Origin of the sequence: Providencia vermicola, from assembly GCF_010748935.1 — a bacterium.
Taxonomy (GTDB): Bacteria; Pseudomonadota; Gammaproteobacteria; order Enterobacterales; family Enterobacteriaceae; genus Providencia; species Providencia zhejiangensis.
Map to the genome: position 1 here is coordinate 810,165 of NZ_CP048796.1, position 16,777 is coordinate 826,941.

15 protein-coding genes are annotated in these 16,777 nt (G+C 42.2%); 2 read left to right on the forward strand and 13 right to left on the reverse strand.

Annotated elements, in window-relative coordinates; genetic code table 11:
- Positions 1 to 189 precede the first annotated feature (189 nt).
- The 3 genes from dxs to xseB all read right to left on the reverse strand — a co-directional run bounded on the left by dxs (position 190) and on the right by xseB (position 3,479).
- Positions 190 to 2,058: a 1-deoxy-D-xylulose-5-phosphate synthase gene (dxs, locus tag G3341_RS03460; protein WP_154622802.1), complete on the reverse strand. Its 1,869-nt coding sequence runs from the start codon at positions 2,056 to 2,058 to the stop codon at positions 190 to 192.
- 248 nt (positions 2,059 to 2,306) lie between these two features.
- Positions 2,307 to 3,224 (reverse strand): (2E,6E)-farnesyl diphosphate synthase, encoded by a 918-nt coding sequence (gene ispA / locus G3341_RS03465; RefSeq protein WP_163860711.1) that lies wholly within the window; start codon positions 3,222 to 3,224, stop codon positions 2,307 to 2,309.
- 3 nt (positions 3,225 to 3,227) lie between these two features.
- Positions 3,228 to 3,479, reverse strand: a complete 252-nt coding sequence (gene xseB, locus G3341_RS03470; protein ID WP_004926992.1) for an exodeoxyribonuclease VII small subunit — start codon at positions 3,477 to 3,479, stop codon at positions 3,228 to 3,230.
- Between the two features lie 219 nt (positions 3,480 to 3,698).
- Here xseB and thiI point away from each other — a divergent pair, with 219 nt between their 5' ends.
- A complete protein-coding gene (gene thiI, locus G3341_RS03475; protein ID WP_154622800.1) occupies positions 3,699 to 5,150 on the forward strand; it encodes a tRNA uracil 4-sulfurtransferase ThiI in 1,452 nt (483 codons plus the stop codon).
- A 58-nt stretch (positions 5,151 to 5,208) separates the two neighbouring features.
- Here the strand turns inward: thiI and yajL are convergent, their stop codons facing one another.
- Together yajL and panE are read right to left on the reverse strand one after the other, a co-directional pair.
- On the reverse strand, positions 5,209 to 5,802 hold the full coding sequence (yajL, locus tag G3341_RS03480; protein ID WP_154622799.1) for a protein deglycase YajL: 594 nt from the start codon (positions 5,800 to 5,802) through the stop codon (positions 5,209 to 5,211).
- Positions 5,765 to 6,676 (reverse strand): 2-dehydropantoate 2-reductase, encoded by a 912-nt coding sequence (panE, locus tag G3341_RS03485; RefSeq protein ID WP_154622798.1) that lies wholly within the window; start codon positions 6,674 to 6,676, stop codon positions 5,765 to 5,767. The genes yajL and panE overlap by 38 nt, the downstream gene beginning before the upstream one ends.
- Before the next feature lie 143 nt (positions 6,677 to 6,819).
- Between panE and G3341_RS03490 the strand changes: the two genes are divergently transcribed.
- Positions 6,820 to 7,311 (forward strand): YajQ family cyclic di-GMP-binding protein, encoded by a 492-nt coding sequence (locus G3341_RS03490; protein WP_154622797.1) that lies wholly within the window; start codon positions 6,820 to 6,822, stop codon positions 7,309 to 7,311.
- A 44-nt stretch (positions 7,312 to 7,355) separates the two neighbouring features.
- Here G3341_RS03490 and G3341_RS03495 read toward each other — a convergent pair whose 3' ends face one another.
- The 8 genes from G3341_RS03495 to G3341_RS03530 form a co-directional block, all read right to left on the reverse strand.
- Positions 7,356 to 8,723 carry an MFS transporter gene (locus G3341_RS03495; protein ID WP_163860712.1) on the reverse strand — a complete coding sequence of 456 codons (1,368 nt, stop codon included), beginning with the start codon at positions 8,721 to 8,723 and terminating at the stop codon, positions 7,356 to 7,358.
- A gap of 305 nt (positions 8,724 to 9,028) precedes the next feature.
- Complete coding sequence (gene cyoE / locus G3341_RS03500) at positions 9,029 to 9,916, reverse strand: heme o synthase (protein ID WP_070926781.1); 888 nt, start codon at positions 9,914 to 9,916, stop codon at positions 9,029 to 9,031.
- 12 nt (positions 9,917 to 9,928) lie between these two features.
- The gene (locus tag G3341_RS03505) at positions 9,929 to 10,261 is read right to left on the reverse strand and encodes a cytochrome o ubiquinol oxidase subunit IV (protein ID WP_154622795.1); all 333 of its coding nucleotides are present in this window, start codon (positions 10,259 to 10,261) and stop codon (positions 9,929 to 9,931) included.
- Positions 10,262 to 10,876 carry a cytochrome o ubiquinol oxidase subunit III gene (locus G3341_RS03510; protein ID WP_154622794.1) on the reverse strand — a complete coding sequence of 205 codons (615 nt, stop codon included), beginning with the start codon at positions 10,874 to 10,876 and terminating at the stop codon, positions 10,262 to 10,264.
- Positions 10,866 to 12,857, reverse strand: coding sequence for a cytochrome o ubiquinol oxidase subunit I (cyoB, locus tag G3341_RS03515; protein ID WP_154622793.1), 1,992 nt, complete (start codon positions 12,855 to 12,857; stop codon positions 10,866 to 10,868). The genes G3341_RS03510 and cyoB overlap by 11 nt, the downstream gene beginning before the upstream one ends.
- A gap of 4 nt (positions 12,858 to 12,861) precedes the next feature.
- Positions 12,862 to 13,809, reverse strand: a complete 948-nt coding sequence (gene cyoA, locus G3341_RS03520) for a cytochrome o ubiquinol oxidase subunit II (protein ID WP_154622792.1) — start codon at positions 13,807 to 13,809, stop codon at positions 12,862 to 12,864.
- 428 nt (positions 13,810 to 14,237) lie between these two features.
- Positions 14,238 to 15,011, reverse strand: coding sequence for an outer membrane protein OmpK (locus G3341_RS03525; protein WP_154622791.1), 774 nt, complete (start codon positions 15,009 to 15,011; stop codon positions 14,238 to 14,240).
- Positions 15,012 to 15,261: 250 nt separating this feature from the next.
- Complete coding sequence (locus G3341_RS03530; protein WP_163860713.1) at positions 15,262 to 16,764, reverse strand: AmpG family muropeptide MFS transporter; 1,503 nt, start codon at positions 16,762 to 16,764, stop codon at positions 15,262 to 15,264.
- Positions 16,765 to 16,777: the final 13 nt, after the last annotated feature.

Genomic DNA, 16,777 nt, shown 5'->3' on the forward strand with positions numbered 1-16,777 from the left:
ATAAAAGCAAGATCCTTTTTAAAAGAAATTTGCTTGAAATTGATCTAACTAATGATCCCGCTAATTTTATACTGAGATATTAAAAAATATGAGTGCAATTCAACATTAAATTACAGAGGGAATAGGATGAAGTACCAAGAAAAAACAGGTATTGCTTGTTACCCTAACAATACCTGTCTATTTTAGACACTACAGTTTTTGTTGATACTGCTCGATAGCGTTCAGAATGCCTTGGCTATCTAAACCGAGATCTGCAATAAGCTCATCTTGACTACCTTGAGGAATAAAGAAGTCAGGTAATCCAAGGTTTAATACGGGGATCATCTTGCGCTCGCGCATCAGAAATTCGTTAATACCACTACCCGCACCACCCATGATGGCATTCTCTTCTAGCGTCACTAACATTTCATGACTATTTGCCATTTCCAAAATTAATTCTTCATCCAATGGTTTCACAAAACGCATATCAACCACGGTTGCATTAAGTTCTTCAGCGGCAACTAATGCATGCTTGAGCAAAGTACCAAAGCAGAGGATCGCCACCTTCTCACCTTGGCGTCGAATGACTCCTTTACCAATCGGCAGGGTTTCGAGAGGTTGAAGCTCAGCACCTGTTCCTGTTCCTCGAGGATAGCGAACAGCACTTGGGCCTTCTTTATAGTGGTAGCCTGTATGCAGCATTTGACGACATTCATTTTCATCACTTGGCGTCATGATCACCAATGTTGGGATACAACGGAGATAGGAGATATCAAAAGCACCTTGATGAGTCTGACCATCTGCACCAACAATCCCAGCACGATCAATAGCAAATAAAACAGGCACTTTTTGGATCGCGATATCGTGGATCACTTGGTCGTAGCCGCGTTGTAGGAAAGTGGAGTAAATTGCAACAATAGGATTGTAGCCTCCGATAGCTAAGCCAGCAGCAAAGGTCACCGCATGCTGTTCGGCGATAGCAACGTCAAAGTACTGGTCGGGGTACTCTTTTGAAAAACGCACCATACCGGAACCTTCACGCATTGCAGGTGTGATCGCCATGAGTTTGCTATCATTCTGTGCTTCATCACACAGCCAATCGCCAAAAATTTTAGAGAATGTAGGCCCCGTTTCTTTGCTTTTAGGTAAAGTAAAAGTGCTAGGGTCAAATTTAGGCACAGCATGCCAGCTAATTGGATCTTTTTCGGCTGGTTCATAGCCACGACCTTTTTTGGTCATGATATGTAAGAACTGAGGGCCTTTTAGATCGCGCATATTTTTCAGCGTCTGTACGAGCGCAACAACATCATGGCCATCAACTGGACCGATGTAGTTAAAACCAAGTTCTTCAAACATGGTGCCTGGAACAACCATACCTTTGATATGCTCTTCGGTTTTCTTTAAGAGCTCTTTAATCGGCGGCATGTTCGAGAACACTTTTTTTCCACCTTCACGTAAGGTGGTATAAAGCTTGCCAGAAAGTAAATGCGCAAGGTGATTATTAAGTGCTCCAACATTCTCAGAAATAGACATTTCATTGTCATTAAGAATGACTAACATATCCGGCGCGACATCACCAGCATGGTTCATCGCTTCAAAAGCCATGCCGGCAGTAATTGCGCCGTCACCAATCACACAGACGGTTTTACGATTCCTATCTTCTTTTTCAGCGGCAATAGCCATACCTAAGCCGGCACTGATTGAAGTTGATGAGTGGCCGACACTGAGTACGTCATATTCACTTTCATCACGCCAAGGAAAGGGATGTAAGCCATTTTTTTGGCGAATGGTATCGATACGATCGCGGCGTCCCGTCAAAATTTTATGTGGGTAGGCTTGATGACCGACATCCCAAACGAGGTTATCGAAAGGGGTTTTATAGACATAATGTAATGCGACGGTGAGTTCAACGGCGCCTAAACCAGAGGCAAAATGACCGCTAGATCGACCAACACTACTAAGTAAAAATTGCCTGAGTTCATCACATAGCTTAGGCAGGCTTTCTTTCGGTAGCAAACGAAGCTCTTCCGGTGTTTCTGCCAGCGCTAGTGTTGGATACTTAGCGATATCAATACTCATTAGGGGCTCACTACTATTATAATTGTTAAAAGGTAATATACTCGTCATATATCCAGTTGCCGCATTGTTGACTAGGCCCAACCCTATGGGGCATCTAGTTTGCGGTGCTGTTAGCGACTTATTGGTTGTTCGCTCAGCGGTACTACGAATTATTTAGAGTATAACGCTGGGTAATCCCAGCGTTCGAATTCAGCTATTATGCCACTTTTATCATCATACGTCTGAATGTAAAGTGGCTTTATATAAGATCAGCTTTTACGCTCGATAATGAAATTAGCTAATGCGATTAAGGTTTGCGTATTATAGCCTTGTGCTTCAATGACTTTTAAGGCTTCAAGGGCATTAAAATAAAGTTCACGCGCTTTTTCTTGAGCTGCTTCAAGCCCCAGTAATGAGGGATAAGTGCTCTTTTCATGCTCTGCATCTGCACCTTGACGCTTACCTGTGATTTCGCTGTCACCAATGACATCTAGAATGTCGTCTTGTACTTGAAATGCCAGACCGATAGCTTCAGCATAATGATCTAAAGCAGATAATATTTGATAGCCGTTATCTCCAGCGGCATAGGCGCCCATGCGAATGGCCGCTCGTATGAGTGCACCTGTTTTATGTTGATGAATTTGCTCTAGTTCCGCAAGGCCGACACGTTTACCTTCAGCTTCAAGATCAAGGGCTTGTCCACCGCACATGCCTGCTAAACCACTGGCATAAGCCAGCTCTGACAGCATGGCAATCCGATCTTTATCAGTGACATCTGGCATGGGGGCGGAGGAAAGTAATTGGAATGCTAATGTTTGTAGCGCATCGCCGGCTAAAATCGCATTTCCTTCACCAAATTTTATATGGCATGTCGGTTGCCCACGGCGTAAATCATCATCATCCATCGCTGGGAGATCATCATGAATGAGTGAATAGGCATGAATACATTCAACCGCCGCCGCTGGTGCATCAAGATTAATGGTCGCGACACCAAGCATACTTCCTACAGTATAGGTTAAAAATGGGCGTAGGCGCTTACCACCGAGCAATGCGCCATGCTTCATCGCAGCAGCAAGCGGTAAATGTGAGAAAGGAAGCGCATCCAAAGCATCTAATAGATATTGGTTAACTCGCTCATACGCTTGTTGTTGTTGTACTATGAAGCTATTAAGGTGTTGTTCAGACATAATTTATTCGGTATCTGGTGAAAAATCATCAAGTGCTTTATTTTCATCATCGCTAAGGAGAATTTGAACGCGTTGTTCAGCCTGTTGGAGGACTTTTTGCCCTTGTTTAGCGATTTGAATGCCTCGTTCAAATTCATTGAGAGCATCTTCAAGTGGTAGTGAGCCAGACTCAAGGCGAGAAACAATTTCCTCAAGTTCTTTGAGTGAGTTTTCGAAGCTAACTACTGGTACTTGTTGAGATTTTTCTTTAGCCATCTTTCTTCAACCACAAATATTCAATCATTCAATCAAGGGATTATATTCATTTAGCAGACTAGCGTAGTCTCGCTACGGATACAATTTATTCTTAGTGTTTTTAGATTCAACACACAAGATAGTGCTATAATACGCTTCTTTATTGACAATTGGTAACCTGTACGTGTGTCACTTTTAAAATACGTGCGCTGGCCCCTATAACATTAACATGCTGCTATTATGAAGTTTATCATTAAGTTATTCCCAGAAATTACGATTAAAAGCCAAACCGTTAGGCTACGTTTTATTAAGATCCTCACCAGCAATATCCGTAATGTCCTCAAACCATTAGGCGAAGAAATCGCGGTTGTCCGTCATTGGGATAACATCGAAGTGCGTGTTAAAGGGGAAACAAAGCACGACGAAATTTGTGACATGCTGACTCGAATCCCTGGTATTCACCATATTTTAGAAGTTGAAGAAAAACCGTTTACTAGCCTACATCATATTTATGAAATGGCGCATGAGGCATACGGTGCATTACTAGAAAACAAAACCTTTTGTGTTCGCGTAAAACGCAGAGGGAAGCACGAGTTTACATCGATTGAAGCGGAACGCTACATCGGTGGTGGCTTAAATCAACATATTTCATCTGCAAAAGTGAAATTAACCGATCCTGATCTCACCGTGCATTTGGAGATCGAAGACGAAAACTTGATCCTCGTGAAAGCGCGTTATGAAGGTATTGGTGGTTTCCCAATTGGTACTCAAGAAGATGTACTGTCGCTGATTTCAGGTGGTTTTGACTCAGGCGTTTCCAGTTATATGTTGATGCGCCGCGGTTGTCGAGTGCACTACTGTTTCTTTAACTTAGGCGGTGCAGCCCACGAAATTGGCGTTAAACAAATAGCCCACTATTTATGGAACCGCTTTGGCAGTTCACATAAAGTTCGCTTTATTGCGGTTAATTTTGAACCTGTTGTGGCAGAAATCCTTGAAAAAGTTGATGATGGCCAAATGGGAGTGGTACTGAAGCGCATGATGGTACGTGCAGCTTCTAAAGTCGCCGAACGTTATGGTGTACAAGCGATTGTCACTGGCGAGGCATTAGGACAAGTATCAAGCCAAACACTGACCAATTTACGTTTGATTGATAATGCTTCAGATACGTTGGTATTGCGTCCTCTGATTTCTCATGACAAAGAGCATATCATCAAACTAGCTCGCCAAATCGGTACTGAGGATTTTGCTAAAACGATGCCTGAATATTGTGGCGTGATTTCGAAAAGTCCTACCGTTAAAGCGGTTAAAGCGAGAATTGAAGCAGAAGAAGCAAATTTTGATTTCAGTATTTTAGACGATGTGGTTGAACACGCACAAAATATTGATATCCGCCAGATTGCACAAGAAAGTCGCGAACAAGTGACAGAAGTGGAAATGGTGAGTGAGCTTTCACCAGACAATGAAATCATTTTAGATATTCGCTCTGTGGATGAGCATGAAGATAATCCATTGTCGATCGAGGGAATTGAAATTAAACATATTCCATTCTATCGACTGGGAACGCAGTTTGGTGATTTACCAAAAGAAAAGACTTATTTACTGTACTGTGATCGTGGTGTGATGAGCCGCTTGCAAGCGCTGTATCTGCAAGAACAAGGCTTTAGTAATGTGAAAGTCTATCGCCCGTAACTCGCTACGTTCTATAAGATAAAAGCCGATCCCGCTACGCTGTTTCGGCTTTTTGTCATTACTGCTCTAAGTAATCATTAATCCCATTAGGTAAAATTAATTGAGATGCAACCTTGCCAGCGATATCACGGCCAACTAGCAACTCAATCAATTTTAAGGCGAAATCAAAGGTAGTTGCAGGACCTTGACTGGTTAATAGATTCACTCGCTCATCAAAATACACTCGTTTATCAACCCATTTATTGGCTGCAATCTGATCTTGTAGGGTTGGGAAACATGTCATATTCCCCATGGGAAATAATTGATGATATTCCAATACCAGCGCAGGTGCGGCGCAGATTGCGGCAACAATTTTGCCATCAAGATGCATACGTCTTACTTTTTCAATGACGAGAGGGCTATTTTGGAAGGCCTCTGCACCTTTTAATCCACCCGGAAGCACAATTGCATCGAAAGGATCATCGGCAACCCTAATTAAAGGCGTATCAGCGATGATTTTGAGTCCTCTCGACGCTGTTATATTAACAGAGCCATCATCAGTCACGCTGGCTAAAGTTACTTTAATACCTGCTCTAACTAATAGATCGGCTGTAGTGACTGTCTCTATTTCTTCACTACCATTGGCGATGCATATCAGCACGGAAACCGTCATTTTTTTCTTCTCGCTGTTTAACTAAATGGTATAAACGATCGTTCTCAGGAGTATGAAGCCCGTGAGCTCTCGCTTGTTTAATCAGGTAGCCAGTAATGTAATCAATCTCTGTACGGCGTTTATTACGGATATCTTGCAGCATTGAAGAGTAGTTATTGGCTGTATTGTGAATGATGCCATAAATATAATTAACGAGCTGAGTTTTATCGGTATGTAGCCCTTCAATTGCCATCACTTGGCAAATCTCATCGATGAGCGTATTGATTTGTTCTGGATGATTAAGTAAATCACCATTTTTACAATCATAAAGGATGGTTAATGGGTTAATAACACAATTTGCAGCCAGTTTTCGCCAACACGTATTTAAAATTTGGTTATGCCATGCAACATCCGGTAGGGCTTCATGCAAAATATCGGCAATCGGATAGTAATTTTCAGCAAGTGAATTGATGGCACCAATATGGGTTATGCCGTTCGCAACATGAAAAACCTGATTATTTTCTTGCCACGCAGCGTGGGTGGTCACGCCAGATAAAAAAGGATGCCGTAAAGGGCCTAATTCCTCAAGCGTTCCCATGCCGTTATGCAGTAATAAAATTGGACAGGATTCGGGGATATTATGAAGCAAAGGGAGTAAGGCATCGGACACTTGCCATGCTTTTAAACAGACAATAACGAGTTCACTATTATGTAAGTGATTAAGGTTGTTACAAGGGATTAATTCACGAAAAATACGCCCGTCAGGCTCATTAACATCAACAAATATATCGGATTGAGCGATACGTAACCATCCTTGAATATCATGCCCTTGTTCAGCTAATGCGGCAACCCACAGCTTGCCGATGGCACCACAACCTATAAGCGTTATTTTCATATTTCCCCTATGAACCATTTCTTCTAAGCTTGTAAGAATATAACGATATAGACATATGTAAACTCATATTTCCAGTATAGTACTTTTGCTGTCAATAGAAAGCAGCTATCATGCATCGCATTGATTATCAGGAGGTCATAACTATGCCATCATTTGATATTGTATCTGAAGTAGAAATGAATGAAGTCCGCAATGCGGTTGAAAATGCTAATCGTGAATTAACCACTCGCTGGGATTTTAAAAATGTGACGGCGAGCTTCGAACTTAATGAAAAAAGCGAATCAATTAAGGTCACTAGTGAGTCAGACTTTCAAGTTCAGCAGCTATTAGACATTTTACGTGAAAAAATGGCAAAACGTGGTATTGATGGTGCTGTATTGAATGTCCCTGATGACATTGTGCATAGTGGTAAAACATACAGTGTTGAAGTGACCCTAAAGCAGGGAATTGATACTGCCACAGCCAAAAAAATCGTGAAGCTAATTAAAGATAGTAAATTGAAAGTACAGGCACAGATCCAAGGGGAGCAAGTGAGAGTAACCGGTAAATCACGTGATGATTTGCAATCGGTAATGGCGCTCGTCCGTTCTGGTAATTTAGGCCAGCCATTCCAATTTACTAACTTCCGAGACTAACACGTAAAAAAGCCCACAGCATTTATCGTTGTGGGCTATAGCGATTATATTTGGTCTTTGATGATAGACTCGAGTTGTTCTCGGGAGGTCAATTTTCTATCCACTTTCACATAGACGCCCATTTCATCAGGGATAATCGCGGCCTCAAGTACACCGGGTTGAGATAAGAGCAGTGCTTGTAACTTAGCGGTGTTTTTAAATTGAGGTGGTAACACAAGGCGAATACTGCTGACATAAGGTGGTTGCTTCATGGTTAAGCTAACAACAAACCAAATGGCTGTTACTGCTAATCCACCGATAAATACCGCGGCTGCGCCATCTATATCATATAACCAACCGCCGAGTATCCCTCCGATAGCGACACCTAGAAATTGGCTGGTGGAGTAAACCCCCATTGCGGTACCTTTATAACCTGCGGGAGCTTCTTTACTGATTAAAGAAGGAAGGATCGCCTCCATAATATTAAAGGCAACAAAAAACAGTTGTAAGCCAACGAAAATCACCCACAAATGGCTTCCTGACAGCCATAAGGTTATTTCAGCTAAAGCCAGTATCACAATACAGAATAAAAACACTTGCTTCATTTTTCGGTGTTTTTCAGCGTAGATGATAAAGGGAAGCACTGAAACAAAAGCGACCAGCATGGTGATAAGGTAAGCTTTCCAATGGTCTTTGGCTAGGTATCCCGCATCGCTCATCATTAAAGGTAAAGCGACGAAGCTGGACATGAGCAAGGTGTGTAAGCTTAAGATGCCTAAGTTGAGTTTCAATAATTGCGGGTGAGTAATGACCGCCCGTAAATTTCCTTTAACAAAAGCGGATTCTCGGTTAGTAATATGCTGGCGGCTATTCGGTACAACAAACAGGGTAACGATGATAGCGCCTCCTGCTAATAGGGTGATTCCCCAAAATAGCCCGCTTAACCCAATCCAATGAGTGATGATCGGGCCTAATACTAAGGCAATAGCGAAAGTGATACCAAAGCTAATTCCTAAAAAAGCCATTGCTTTGGTTCGATTCTGCTCACGCGTTAAATCGGAAAGTAATGCCATAACGGCGGCAGAAATAGCGCCAGCACCTTGCAAGGCTCGGCCAATAATAATGCCCCATATGGAATCACTGAGAGCGGCAATCACACTACCAATAATAAAGATAACTAGCCCAATAATAATTAAGGGCTTACGACCAATTTTATCCGACATTAAACCAAACGGTATCTGAAAGATAGCTTGGCTTAAGCCATAAATACCAATCGCTAGGCCTACCAAAAATTCTGATGAGTCCTTAAGATGAATACCATAGCTGGTCAAAATGGGTAATACCATAAACATCCCTAACATACGTAGGGAGAAAACTGAACCTAACCCCCATGTAGCACGGAGTTCGGAGGTGGTCATTTTGTTATCTTTCATAAATACTCGTCATACTTCAAGCTGTAGCTGTGTTGGCTTCATTCACTAACCCTGGTCAGTTATGAATGTATTTATCTAGGAATTAGTCACATTTTGCCTTATTACAACAAATTAGAATATTGTTAGTTATTATTTTGAGCATAGAAAGGCATTATCTCGCTATGCTAGGCATGAATAAGCGGGTATTAAAACATAAAAGTTATTCGATAGGGTAGGTCGATTCGTCAAATAAAAACGTTCGAAAACATGGTGACTAAATGAAACGGCAGGACTAGCCTGCCGTTAGAGTAACTGCGTGTTAGAATTTATCTAACTAAAGCTATAACAGTATCGGTTGAAACTGTTGGATCAACAGACATCATGACACTCAACGATGTGATAGCCACAATGGAGAAGATAAACAGTTTGCGAGCCCAAACACGGTCATCATTTTCGGTTTTAAATCCGGAGATTGCCATGCCAAGCCACCAAAGACTAACAGCCGCACCAACAACTAAATATTTATAACCAGCGTATCCGCTGATAGCTAACATCAGTGTGGCGACCATAAATGCCAAGATATATAAGAAGATATGGGTTTTAGCCACAGAGATCCCCTTAATAACAGGCAAAACAGGAATATTGGCTGCTTTATAGTCTTTAAAACGGAAAATCGCGATAGCATACGAATGTGGCATCTGCCACAAACTGAAGATCAATAACAGAATCAATGCACCGGTATCGAACTCATTTGTGACGGCACAGTAACCAATAACAGGAGGTGCTGCACCAGATAAACTGCCAATTAGCGTGCCATAGACTGATTTACGTTTCATATATAGGCTATAGATACCTACATAAACGATGAAACCAATCACCGCAAGGAGCATTGCCAGAGCATTCGCTGCTACAAGAAGTAGCAGCATGCCAGCAATACCTAATGCAGCGGCGTAAATCAGGCTAATCTTCGGGTCAATCAGCCCTTTAACTAAAGGGCGATTCTTCGTTCTTTCCATGATACGGTCGATATCACGGTCGATATAGTTGTTAAAAACACAACCAGAAGCCACGACCAGTGATACACCCAGCAAAGTCGCAATAAACAGCGGATAATCAATCGTGCCTTTTGAGGCAAGTAGAAAACCGCCGATCACAGAAATTAGATTTCCGAAAATAATTCCTGGCTTGGTCACTTGCAGGTATTGCTTAAACATATCGGCAACTCTTTAGTCGAGCATCATATTGATGTTCAGGTTGTACATAATCCACAGAGAGCCAACAACAACGATACCGATGATTAGCATAGTGAACAGAAATGCAATCAGGTTCCAGCGCTCATCTGATGATGTATTCATGTGCAGGAAACAGACTAAGTGTACAAGGATCTGCACAACTGCCATACCGACAACAGTCCAAAGGATAGCGGCTTGTGATGCAGTACCTTCCATCACCATCCAGAATGGGATCACTGTCAGGATGACGGATAGAATAAAGCCAATCAGGTATGTTTTAACGCTACCGTGGCTTGCTCCAGTGTGAGCATCTTTTGCATGACTCATTTAAATAGCCCCCAGAAGATAAACAACGGTAAATACACAAATCCAAACAACGTCTAAGAAGTGCCAGAATAAGCTAAGGCAGTTCAAACGCGTTTTGTTCACGTCAGTTAGGCCACGACGAGTGACTTGAATCATCATAACGATAATCCAGATCAAACCTGCTGTTACGTGCAGACCATGTGTTGCAACTAAAGCAAAGAAACCTGATAGGAAACCGCTACGGTCAGGACCCAGTCCTTCAGCGATCAGTTCATGGAACTCGTACACTTCCATGATAACGAACCCAAGGCCTAGCAGGAAGGTTGCGAATAGCCATAAGTTGACTGCTGGGATTTTCCCTTTATGCATCGCAATCATTGCGAAGCCATAGGTAATACTACTGAATAAAAGTAAGAATGTTTCACCCAGAACGAATTTCAGGCTGAAAATATCTTTACCTTCAGGACCACCAGCGGTGCCATCGGCTAGAACAACATAAGTTGCAAACAAGCAAGCAAATAGAATCAGGTCGCTCATTATGTAGAGCCAGAAACCAAATACCTTTGTCCCACCTGCATCATGGTGCCCATGCTCTGCATGGGCTAAGTTTTGATTAGTCATTGTATTAGTTGACATCGTTCACACCTGCCTTACGTAAGTCTTCAAAGTGCTTATTCTCGATTTCTTCGATTTCAGCCACAGGTACGTAATAATCAACATCTTCGTCGAAGCTTTTTGCAATCCAAGTAACAATCATGCCAGCGAAACCAACGATTGCGAGCCACCAGATGTGCCAGATCATCGCGAAACCTAAAACCAAGCTAAATGCCGCGATAATCACGCCAGCGCCGGTATTTTTCGGCATATGAATTTCTTCATATGAAGCAGGTTTCTTATGAGCGATGCCTTTTTCTTTCATATCCCACCAAGCATCACGCGTTTGAACGTTAGGTTCAATAGCGAAGTTGTAGAATGGTGGTGGAGAAGAAGTTGCCCACTCCAGAGTACGTCCGCCCCATGGGTCTCCGGTTAAGTCACGGTTAGCATGACGATCACGGATACTCACGATGATTTGGATAACTTGGCATGCAATACCAATTGCGATTAGACCTGCACCGCAAGCCGCTGCAACCAGCATACCGTGGTACGTTGGGTCAATGTTTTGGCTTAAACGACGAGTCATACCCATAAAGCCAAGGATATACAACGGCATAAATGCTAAGAAGAAACCAACAATCCAGAACCAGAAGGCACGAACGCCCCATTTCTCATTCAGCGTGAAGCCGTAAGCTTTCGGGAACCAGTAAGTCATACCAGCGAAACATCCGAATACCACACCACCAATGATAACGTTATGGAAGTGAGCAATCAGGAATAAGCTGTTGTGTAGAACGAAGTTTGCACCAGGTACAGCAAGTAGAACCCCAGTCATACCACCAACAGAGAAGGTGATAATGAAGCCGACAGTCCATAGCATCGGTGATTTGAACTCAATACGACCTTGGTACATGGTAAACAGCCAGTTGAAGATCTTAACCCCAGTTGGGATTGCGATAATCATCGTAGCGATACCGAAGAAGGCGTTGACGTTTGCCCCCGAGCCCATCGTAAAGAAGTGGTGCAACCATACAATGAACGACATAACGGTAATAACGATAGTTGCCCATACCAGAGAGGTATAGCCAAACAAACGTTTTTTCGAGAAGGTTGCTGCAATTTCTGAGAATACACCAAATACAGGTAGAACAAGGATATACACCTCAGGGTGACCCCAAGCCCAAATCAGGTTGATGTACATCATCATGTTGCCGCCCATATCGTTAGTGAAGAAATGGGTACCTAGATAACGGTCTAAAGTCAGTAGTGTGATGGTGACTGTTAAGATAGGGAATGCTGCAACGATCAGTACGTTAGTACAGAGTGCTGCCCAGCTGAATACTGGCATTTTCATCATCGACATACCCGGTGCACGCATACGGATAATTGTCGCGATAAAGTTAACCCCTGTTAATAGTGTACCAATACCGGATATTTGGAGACTCCATATCCAATAATCGACCCCGACACCAGGGTTGTACTCCAAGCCAGATAAAGGCGGATAAGCTAACCAACCTGTCTGTGCGAATTCACCCACCCCTAAAGAGATGTTAATCAGCACAACACCGACAACGAAGAACCAGAAGCTCAGTGAGTTCAGGAATGGGAACGCAACATCACGTGCACCAATTTGCAGAGGAACAACAAGGTTCATCAGACCGACAACAAATGGTGTTGCCATGAAGAAAATCATGATAACGCCGTGTGCGGTAAAAATTTGGTCATAGTGATGAGGATTCAAGAACCCTTCTTGACCAGCAGAAGCAAGTACCTGCTGACCACGCATCATGATGGCATCCGCGAAACCACGGAACAACATGACCATTGCAACAATGATGTACATGACACCAATTTTTTTGTGGTCAACAGAGGTTAACCACTCTTTCCACAACCACTTCCATTTACCGAAGTAGGTGATCGCACCTAGAAGCGCAAGGCCGCCGAGAATGATACAAATCAATGTCACGACGACAATTGGCTCATGGAGCGGAATAGCATCTAGTGTTAATTTTCCGAACATGCCCTTATTCCTCAGCGCCTGTATGAGCATTATGGCTCATATGCATAGATTGACCTGCGGCTTCATCTTTCTTGTCCGCAGGAGCGTGACCTTTATGGTGCTCATGACCAAACTTGAGAATGATGTCTTCATACAGATTTGGTTTCACGCTAGAGAAGTAGGTAACAGGAACATTCATGCTAGGCTTAGCGACTTCGTCGAAAGCTTGCATTGTATCCATAGTTTTAGGTGAAGCTTTTACCTTTTGTACCCACTCATCAAAACCTTGACGATCAGGTGTTGCAATAGCATTAAACTTCATGTCAGAGAATCCATGACCACTATAGCTTGCTGAGAAGCCTTTGTAGGTACCAGGTTCGTTGGCAATTAAGTGAAGTTTAGTTTGCATACCTGCCATCGCATAGATTTGGCCACCTAAAGATGGAATGAAGAACGAGTTCATCACCGAATCAGATGTGATTTTGAAGTTGATTGGCACACCGGTAGGGAATGCTATTTCGTTAACTGTTGCAATACCTTGCTCTGGATAGATGAAAATCCATTTCCAGTCAGCGGAAATAACTTCAATTGTGACAGGTTCCTGATCACTGACTAATGGCTGATATGGATCAAGCTCATGAGTCGTTTTCCAAGTGATTGTACCTAGAATAATGATAATGATGATAGGAACAGTCCAGCAGACTAACTCAATTTTATTTGAGTGAGCCCAGTTAGGACGGTAAGTTGCTGATTTATTGGATTCACGATATTTTCTAGCAAAAATAAACGCCATGAAAATAACGGGAATGACAACAACCAGCATTAAGCCGATTGCAATAAGAATCAGCTCTTTTTGTTTAACGCCAACGGCGCCTTTAGGGTCCATCAACACCATATCGCAACCACCTAATAATAAGGTAGCGACAACAAGTGAGAGTGCCCCAATGCTTTTTTTGTAGTTCATAAGTCTCATCCACGACCCCAAATGACAAAGATTCTAATTGTCGTTTCATCAGTGGGGGCATTCTACGGTAAGGTTATGTGAGTGTAAACAATTGTAAGGTAAAGAAACGGGATTGTTAGCTCTTTATGTTAATATGATCACATGTGAAGAACTTATGATTAAATAGTTAAAAGTCATGCAGATTATAGGTATATTTTGCTAAAACAGGACTAATACTAAAATATCTTTGTCTTTTTTCAAAGAAAAATATATACAAAAATGAGCAAAAATTAAAACAACTGATCTGATTGTTAAATAAAATGGTAGGTGAAAATACGGCTTTTAACGCCGATAAGAGGCTTGAGGCCATCTTATCGGCTAAAACAACTAAGAAAAATTGTTATTTTCTTGAAAAGAAAAGAGAGTTTTTAAATTTTTCTACAGTTAAATATAAACACTTAGAATGTATATTTTAATGTATAAATGATTGCGTCTTGATAAAAATCATCGCCTAGCTTATTGTCAGCATAGCGGTATTGCACACCCGCAGCTAAGTGTGGTGTTGCATTCCACCAAAAGGCGAGAGCACCATTGACGCCGTCACGCCCACCGTTGCCGTAGCGCTTATGACGAGCAAATTCCATTTCATGCCAGTTAGTGATCATGAAATCTTCTTCAAACATCTTGAAGCCATAACCTGCAACCCAACCAACCACATAGCCGTTATTGCCTGAGTAGAAAGTTTGGTCAACATAATGTAATGCAACGAATGGTTTGAACCACAGATCACCGAATGAAGTGTTGTAGCCTAAGCCATATAATGTGTTGACTTCATGGAAATTGCCGCCATATTTAGCACCTGGCATTGACCAAGTACCGTAAACATGACCATAAACGTTAAAGCCACTATCGCCTAGATAGAAACGACCTGTCGTTTTGATGGTGTAACGTTGGTTACGGCCAGGCTCAGTACGACGTTTGTGGAATGGATTTTCGACATCAAAAAATCCATACAATTCACCCCAATTAAAGTTAGCTCCGCCTTCTAACTCAATGTAGGCAAAATCTTTTTTGCGAGTGGTGTTTTCTGATTTAGTTTCGGTGCGGTGAGACCAGTCTAAATAATTGACATTGATGTCCGCGAAACCATTCTGATAGCCAAGAAAGTCGTCAGCATTTGCCGCCCCAGCTAAAGACGCAAGTGCAGCGACGCAGAGAAGTTGTTTTTTCATGATATATTATTTTCGTTTGAGTATTAACGATATTTATTTGTTATTCAGCCATAAGGCTGATTAGCCCTTAACGTGTGAGATGTTAGGCTTTTAATTTGTAATTAAAAAATATATTTCATTAAATAGGTGATATGCATCACGCTATGAAGGTGGGGATATCAAAATTTGCTAGTCAGATCTAATTTAAAAGGTCAAGAAAAAACCCGAAATGAATTAATTTCACTTCGGGATGATTGATTGAGTTAATAATTTATTTCTTAACTATCTTGCGTACTGCAAAGAAGTCGAGACAGCCACCAATGATTAAACTGAGTGCGCCAATACTTGCGCCTGTATTGAAAATGAAATTCTTATATTCAGGTAAGGCAAGCCAAAGGGATATTTGATTGGTGAATAAGTAAATTTTGACTGTAGCAAACGAGGTAACTAATAGTGTTAATAGCCATAGCGCTAATATAGCAATTGCGGTTAAGAGGATATAAACGGCAATTTTATAAGCTTGTGGATACAGCTCCCTGCGTTGGAATAACCCAGTGGTTTGCGTATAGCTCAACGAGGTTTTACAGGCAAGCAAGAGCAGAATACTGGGCACCGAAACAATAATAGAAATCAGATAGAAGGTTGGCCAGCCGTAAGAAAGAACAACAATACTGGCAACAGGGCCTATATACACTCGAGCAATAGCCGAAAGTGCAGAGAGTAAAGCGAATTGTGTTGCAGATAATGACTTATTACATAGAGTCATGAGTAATGCCACGAACGCCGCGGTTCCCATTCCTGAAAAAATATTTTCGATAACAATGATTGAACCCATACTGATAATGTTTGGTGGTGTGACCGCAAGGAACCAATAGCCGATATTTGAGGCGCCTTGCAAAATACCAAACACCAATAAGGCGTTAAATAGGCTCATGTTCTTCATTAGGTAACCGCCAAACAATGCCCCGAAGATGGTTGCTGCCATACCGACAGTTTTATTGACCGCAGCAACTTCACTTAAGGTAAAGCCAAGGCCACTCAATAAGAAGTTAGTACTAAGCGCCATCACAAATGCATCACCCATCTTATAGAATACTAATAATAAGAGGACTAGCCAGGCATTGTTGCGGCTAAAAAACTCGGCAAGCGGTTTATAAATCGCATCTTTCAGTGAGGTTGGCGGGGTGCCACTATCTTCTGGTTCTTTGGCGAGCAGAGTCGCAAAAACACCAATGAGCATCAGCCCTGCCATCACCATATAAAGTTGTTGCCATGTGAGGAATTTATCTGCCATCCATAATGCTAGCCCACCAGACACCAGCATACTGATGCGATAACCCATCACTGAGACTGCGGCACCAAAGCCTCGTTCTTCCGCGCTGAGCAGGTCCGTCTTATAGGCATCAAAGACAATATCTTGTGAGGCAGAACAAAAAGCGACCATAACAGCCAGCGCTGCTAGCCACCATAGATGGTCTGATGGATTCATAAAACCCATTGCACCGATACTGAAAATAAGCAGGATTTGTGTGGTCAGTAACCATCCTCTACGCCGGCCAAGAAAGGGCGGGGTATACCGATCCATCATTGGAGACCAAAGAAACTTTAATACATAAGCTTGACCAACCAGTGAAAAAAAACCAATCGTTTTAATATCGATATTTTCAACCGTTAACCAAGCTTGTAGCGTGCCAGCAGTCAGTGCTAACGGAAGGCCGGATACAAAACCTAATAGGATTAAAATGACTGAATTGGGTAAAAAAGCACGGGACATAATCTTCCTATGA

What these genes read in the sequence shown, in the direction of transcription:
- dxs (WP_154622802.1), bottom strand. Translation starts at nt 2,058, where the DNA reads ATGAGTATTGATATCGCTAAGTATCCAACACTAGCGCTGGCAGAAACA.
- G3341_RS03530 (WP_163860713.1), bottom strand. Translation starts at nt 16,764, where the DNA reads ATGTCCCGTGCTTTTTTACCCAATTCAGTCATTTTAATCCTATTAGGT.
- G3341_RS03505 (WP_154622795.1), bottom strand. Translation starts at nt 10,261, where the DNA reads ATGAGTCATGCAAAAGATGCTCACACTGGAGCAAGCCACGGTAGCGTT.
- G3341_RS03495 (WP_163860712.1), bottom strand. Translation starts at nt 8,723, where the DNA reads ATGAAAGATAACAAAATGACCACCTCCGAACTCCGTGCTACATGGGGG.
- panE (WP_154622798.1), bottom strand. Translation starts at nt 6,676, where the DNA reads ATGAAAATAACGCTTATAGGTTGTGGTGCCATCGGCAAGCTGTGGGTT.
- cyoB (WP_154622793.1), bottom strand. Translation starts at nt 12,857, where the DNA reads ATGTTCGGAAAATTAACACTAGATGCTATTCCGCTCCATGAGCCAATT.
- ispA (WP_163860711.1), bottom strand. Translation starts at nt 3,224, where the DNA reads ATGTCTGAACAACACCTTAATAGCTTCATAGTACAACAACAACAAGCG.
- G3341_RS03490 (WP_154622797.1), top strand. Translation starts at nt 6,820, where the DNA reads ATGCCATCATTTGATATTGTATCTGAAGTAGAAATGAATGAAGTCCGC.
- yajL (WP_154622799.1), bottom strand. Translation starts at nt 5,802, where the DNA reads ATGACGGTTTCCGTGCTGATATGCATCGCCAATGGTAGTGAAGAAATA.
- cyoA (WP_154622792.1), bottom strand. Translation starts at nt 13,809, where the DNA reads ATGAGACTTATGAACTACAAAAAAAGCATTGGGGCACTCTCACTTGTT.
- G3341_RS03525 (WP_154622791.1), bottom strand. Translation starts at nt 15,011, where the DNA reads ATGAAAAAACAACTTCTCTGCGTCGCTGCACTTGCGTCTTTAGCTGGG.
- G3341_RS03510 (WP_154622794.1), bottom strand. Translation starts at nt 10,876, where the DNA reads ATGTCAACTAATACAATGACTAATCAAAACTTAGCCCATGCAGAGCAT.
- cyoE (WP_070926781.1), bottom strand. Translation starts at nt 9,916, where the DNA reads ATGTTTAAGCAATACCTGCAAGTGACCAAGCCAGGAATTATTTTCGGA.
- thiI (WP_154622800.1), top strand. Translation starts at nt 3,699, where the DNA reads ATGAAGTTTATCATTAAGTTATTCCCAGAAATTACGATTAAAAGCCAA.
- xseB (WP_004926992.1), bottom strand. Translation starts at nt 3,479, where the DNA reads ATGGCTAAAGAAAAATCTCAACAAGTACCAGTAGTTAGCTTCGAAAAC.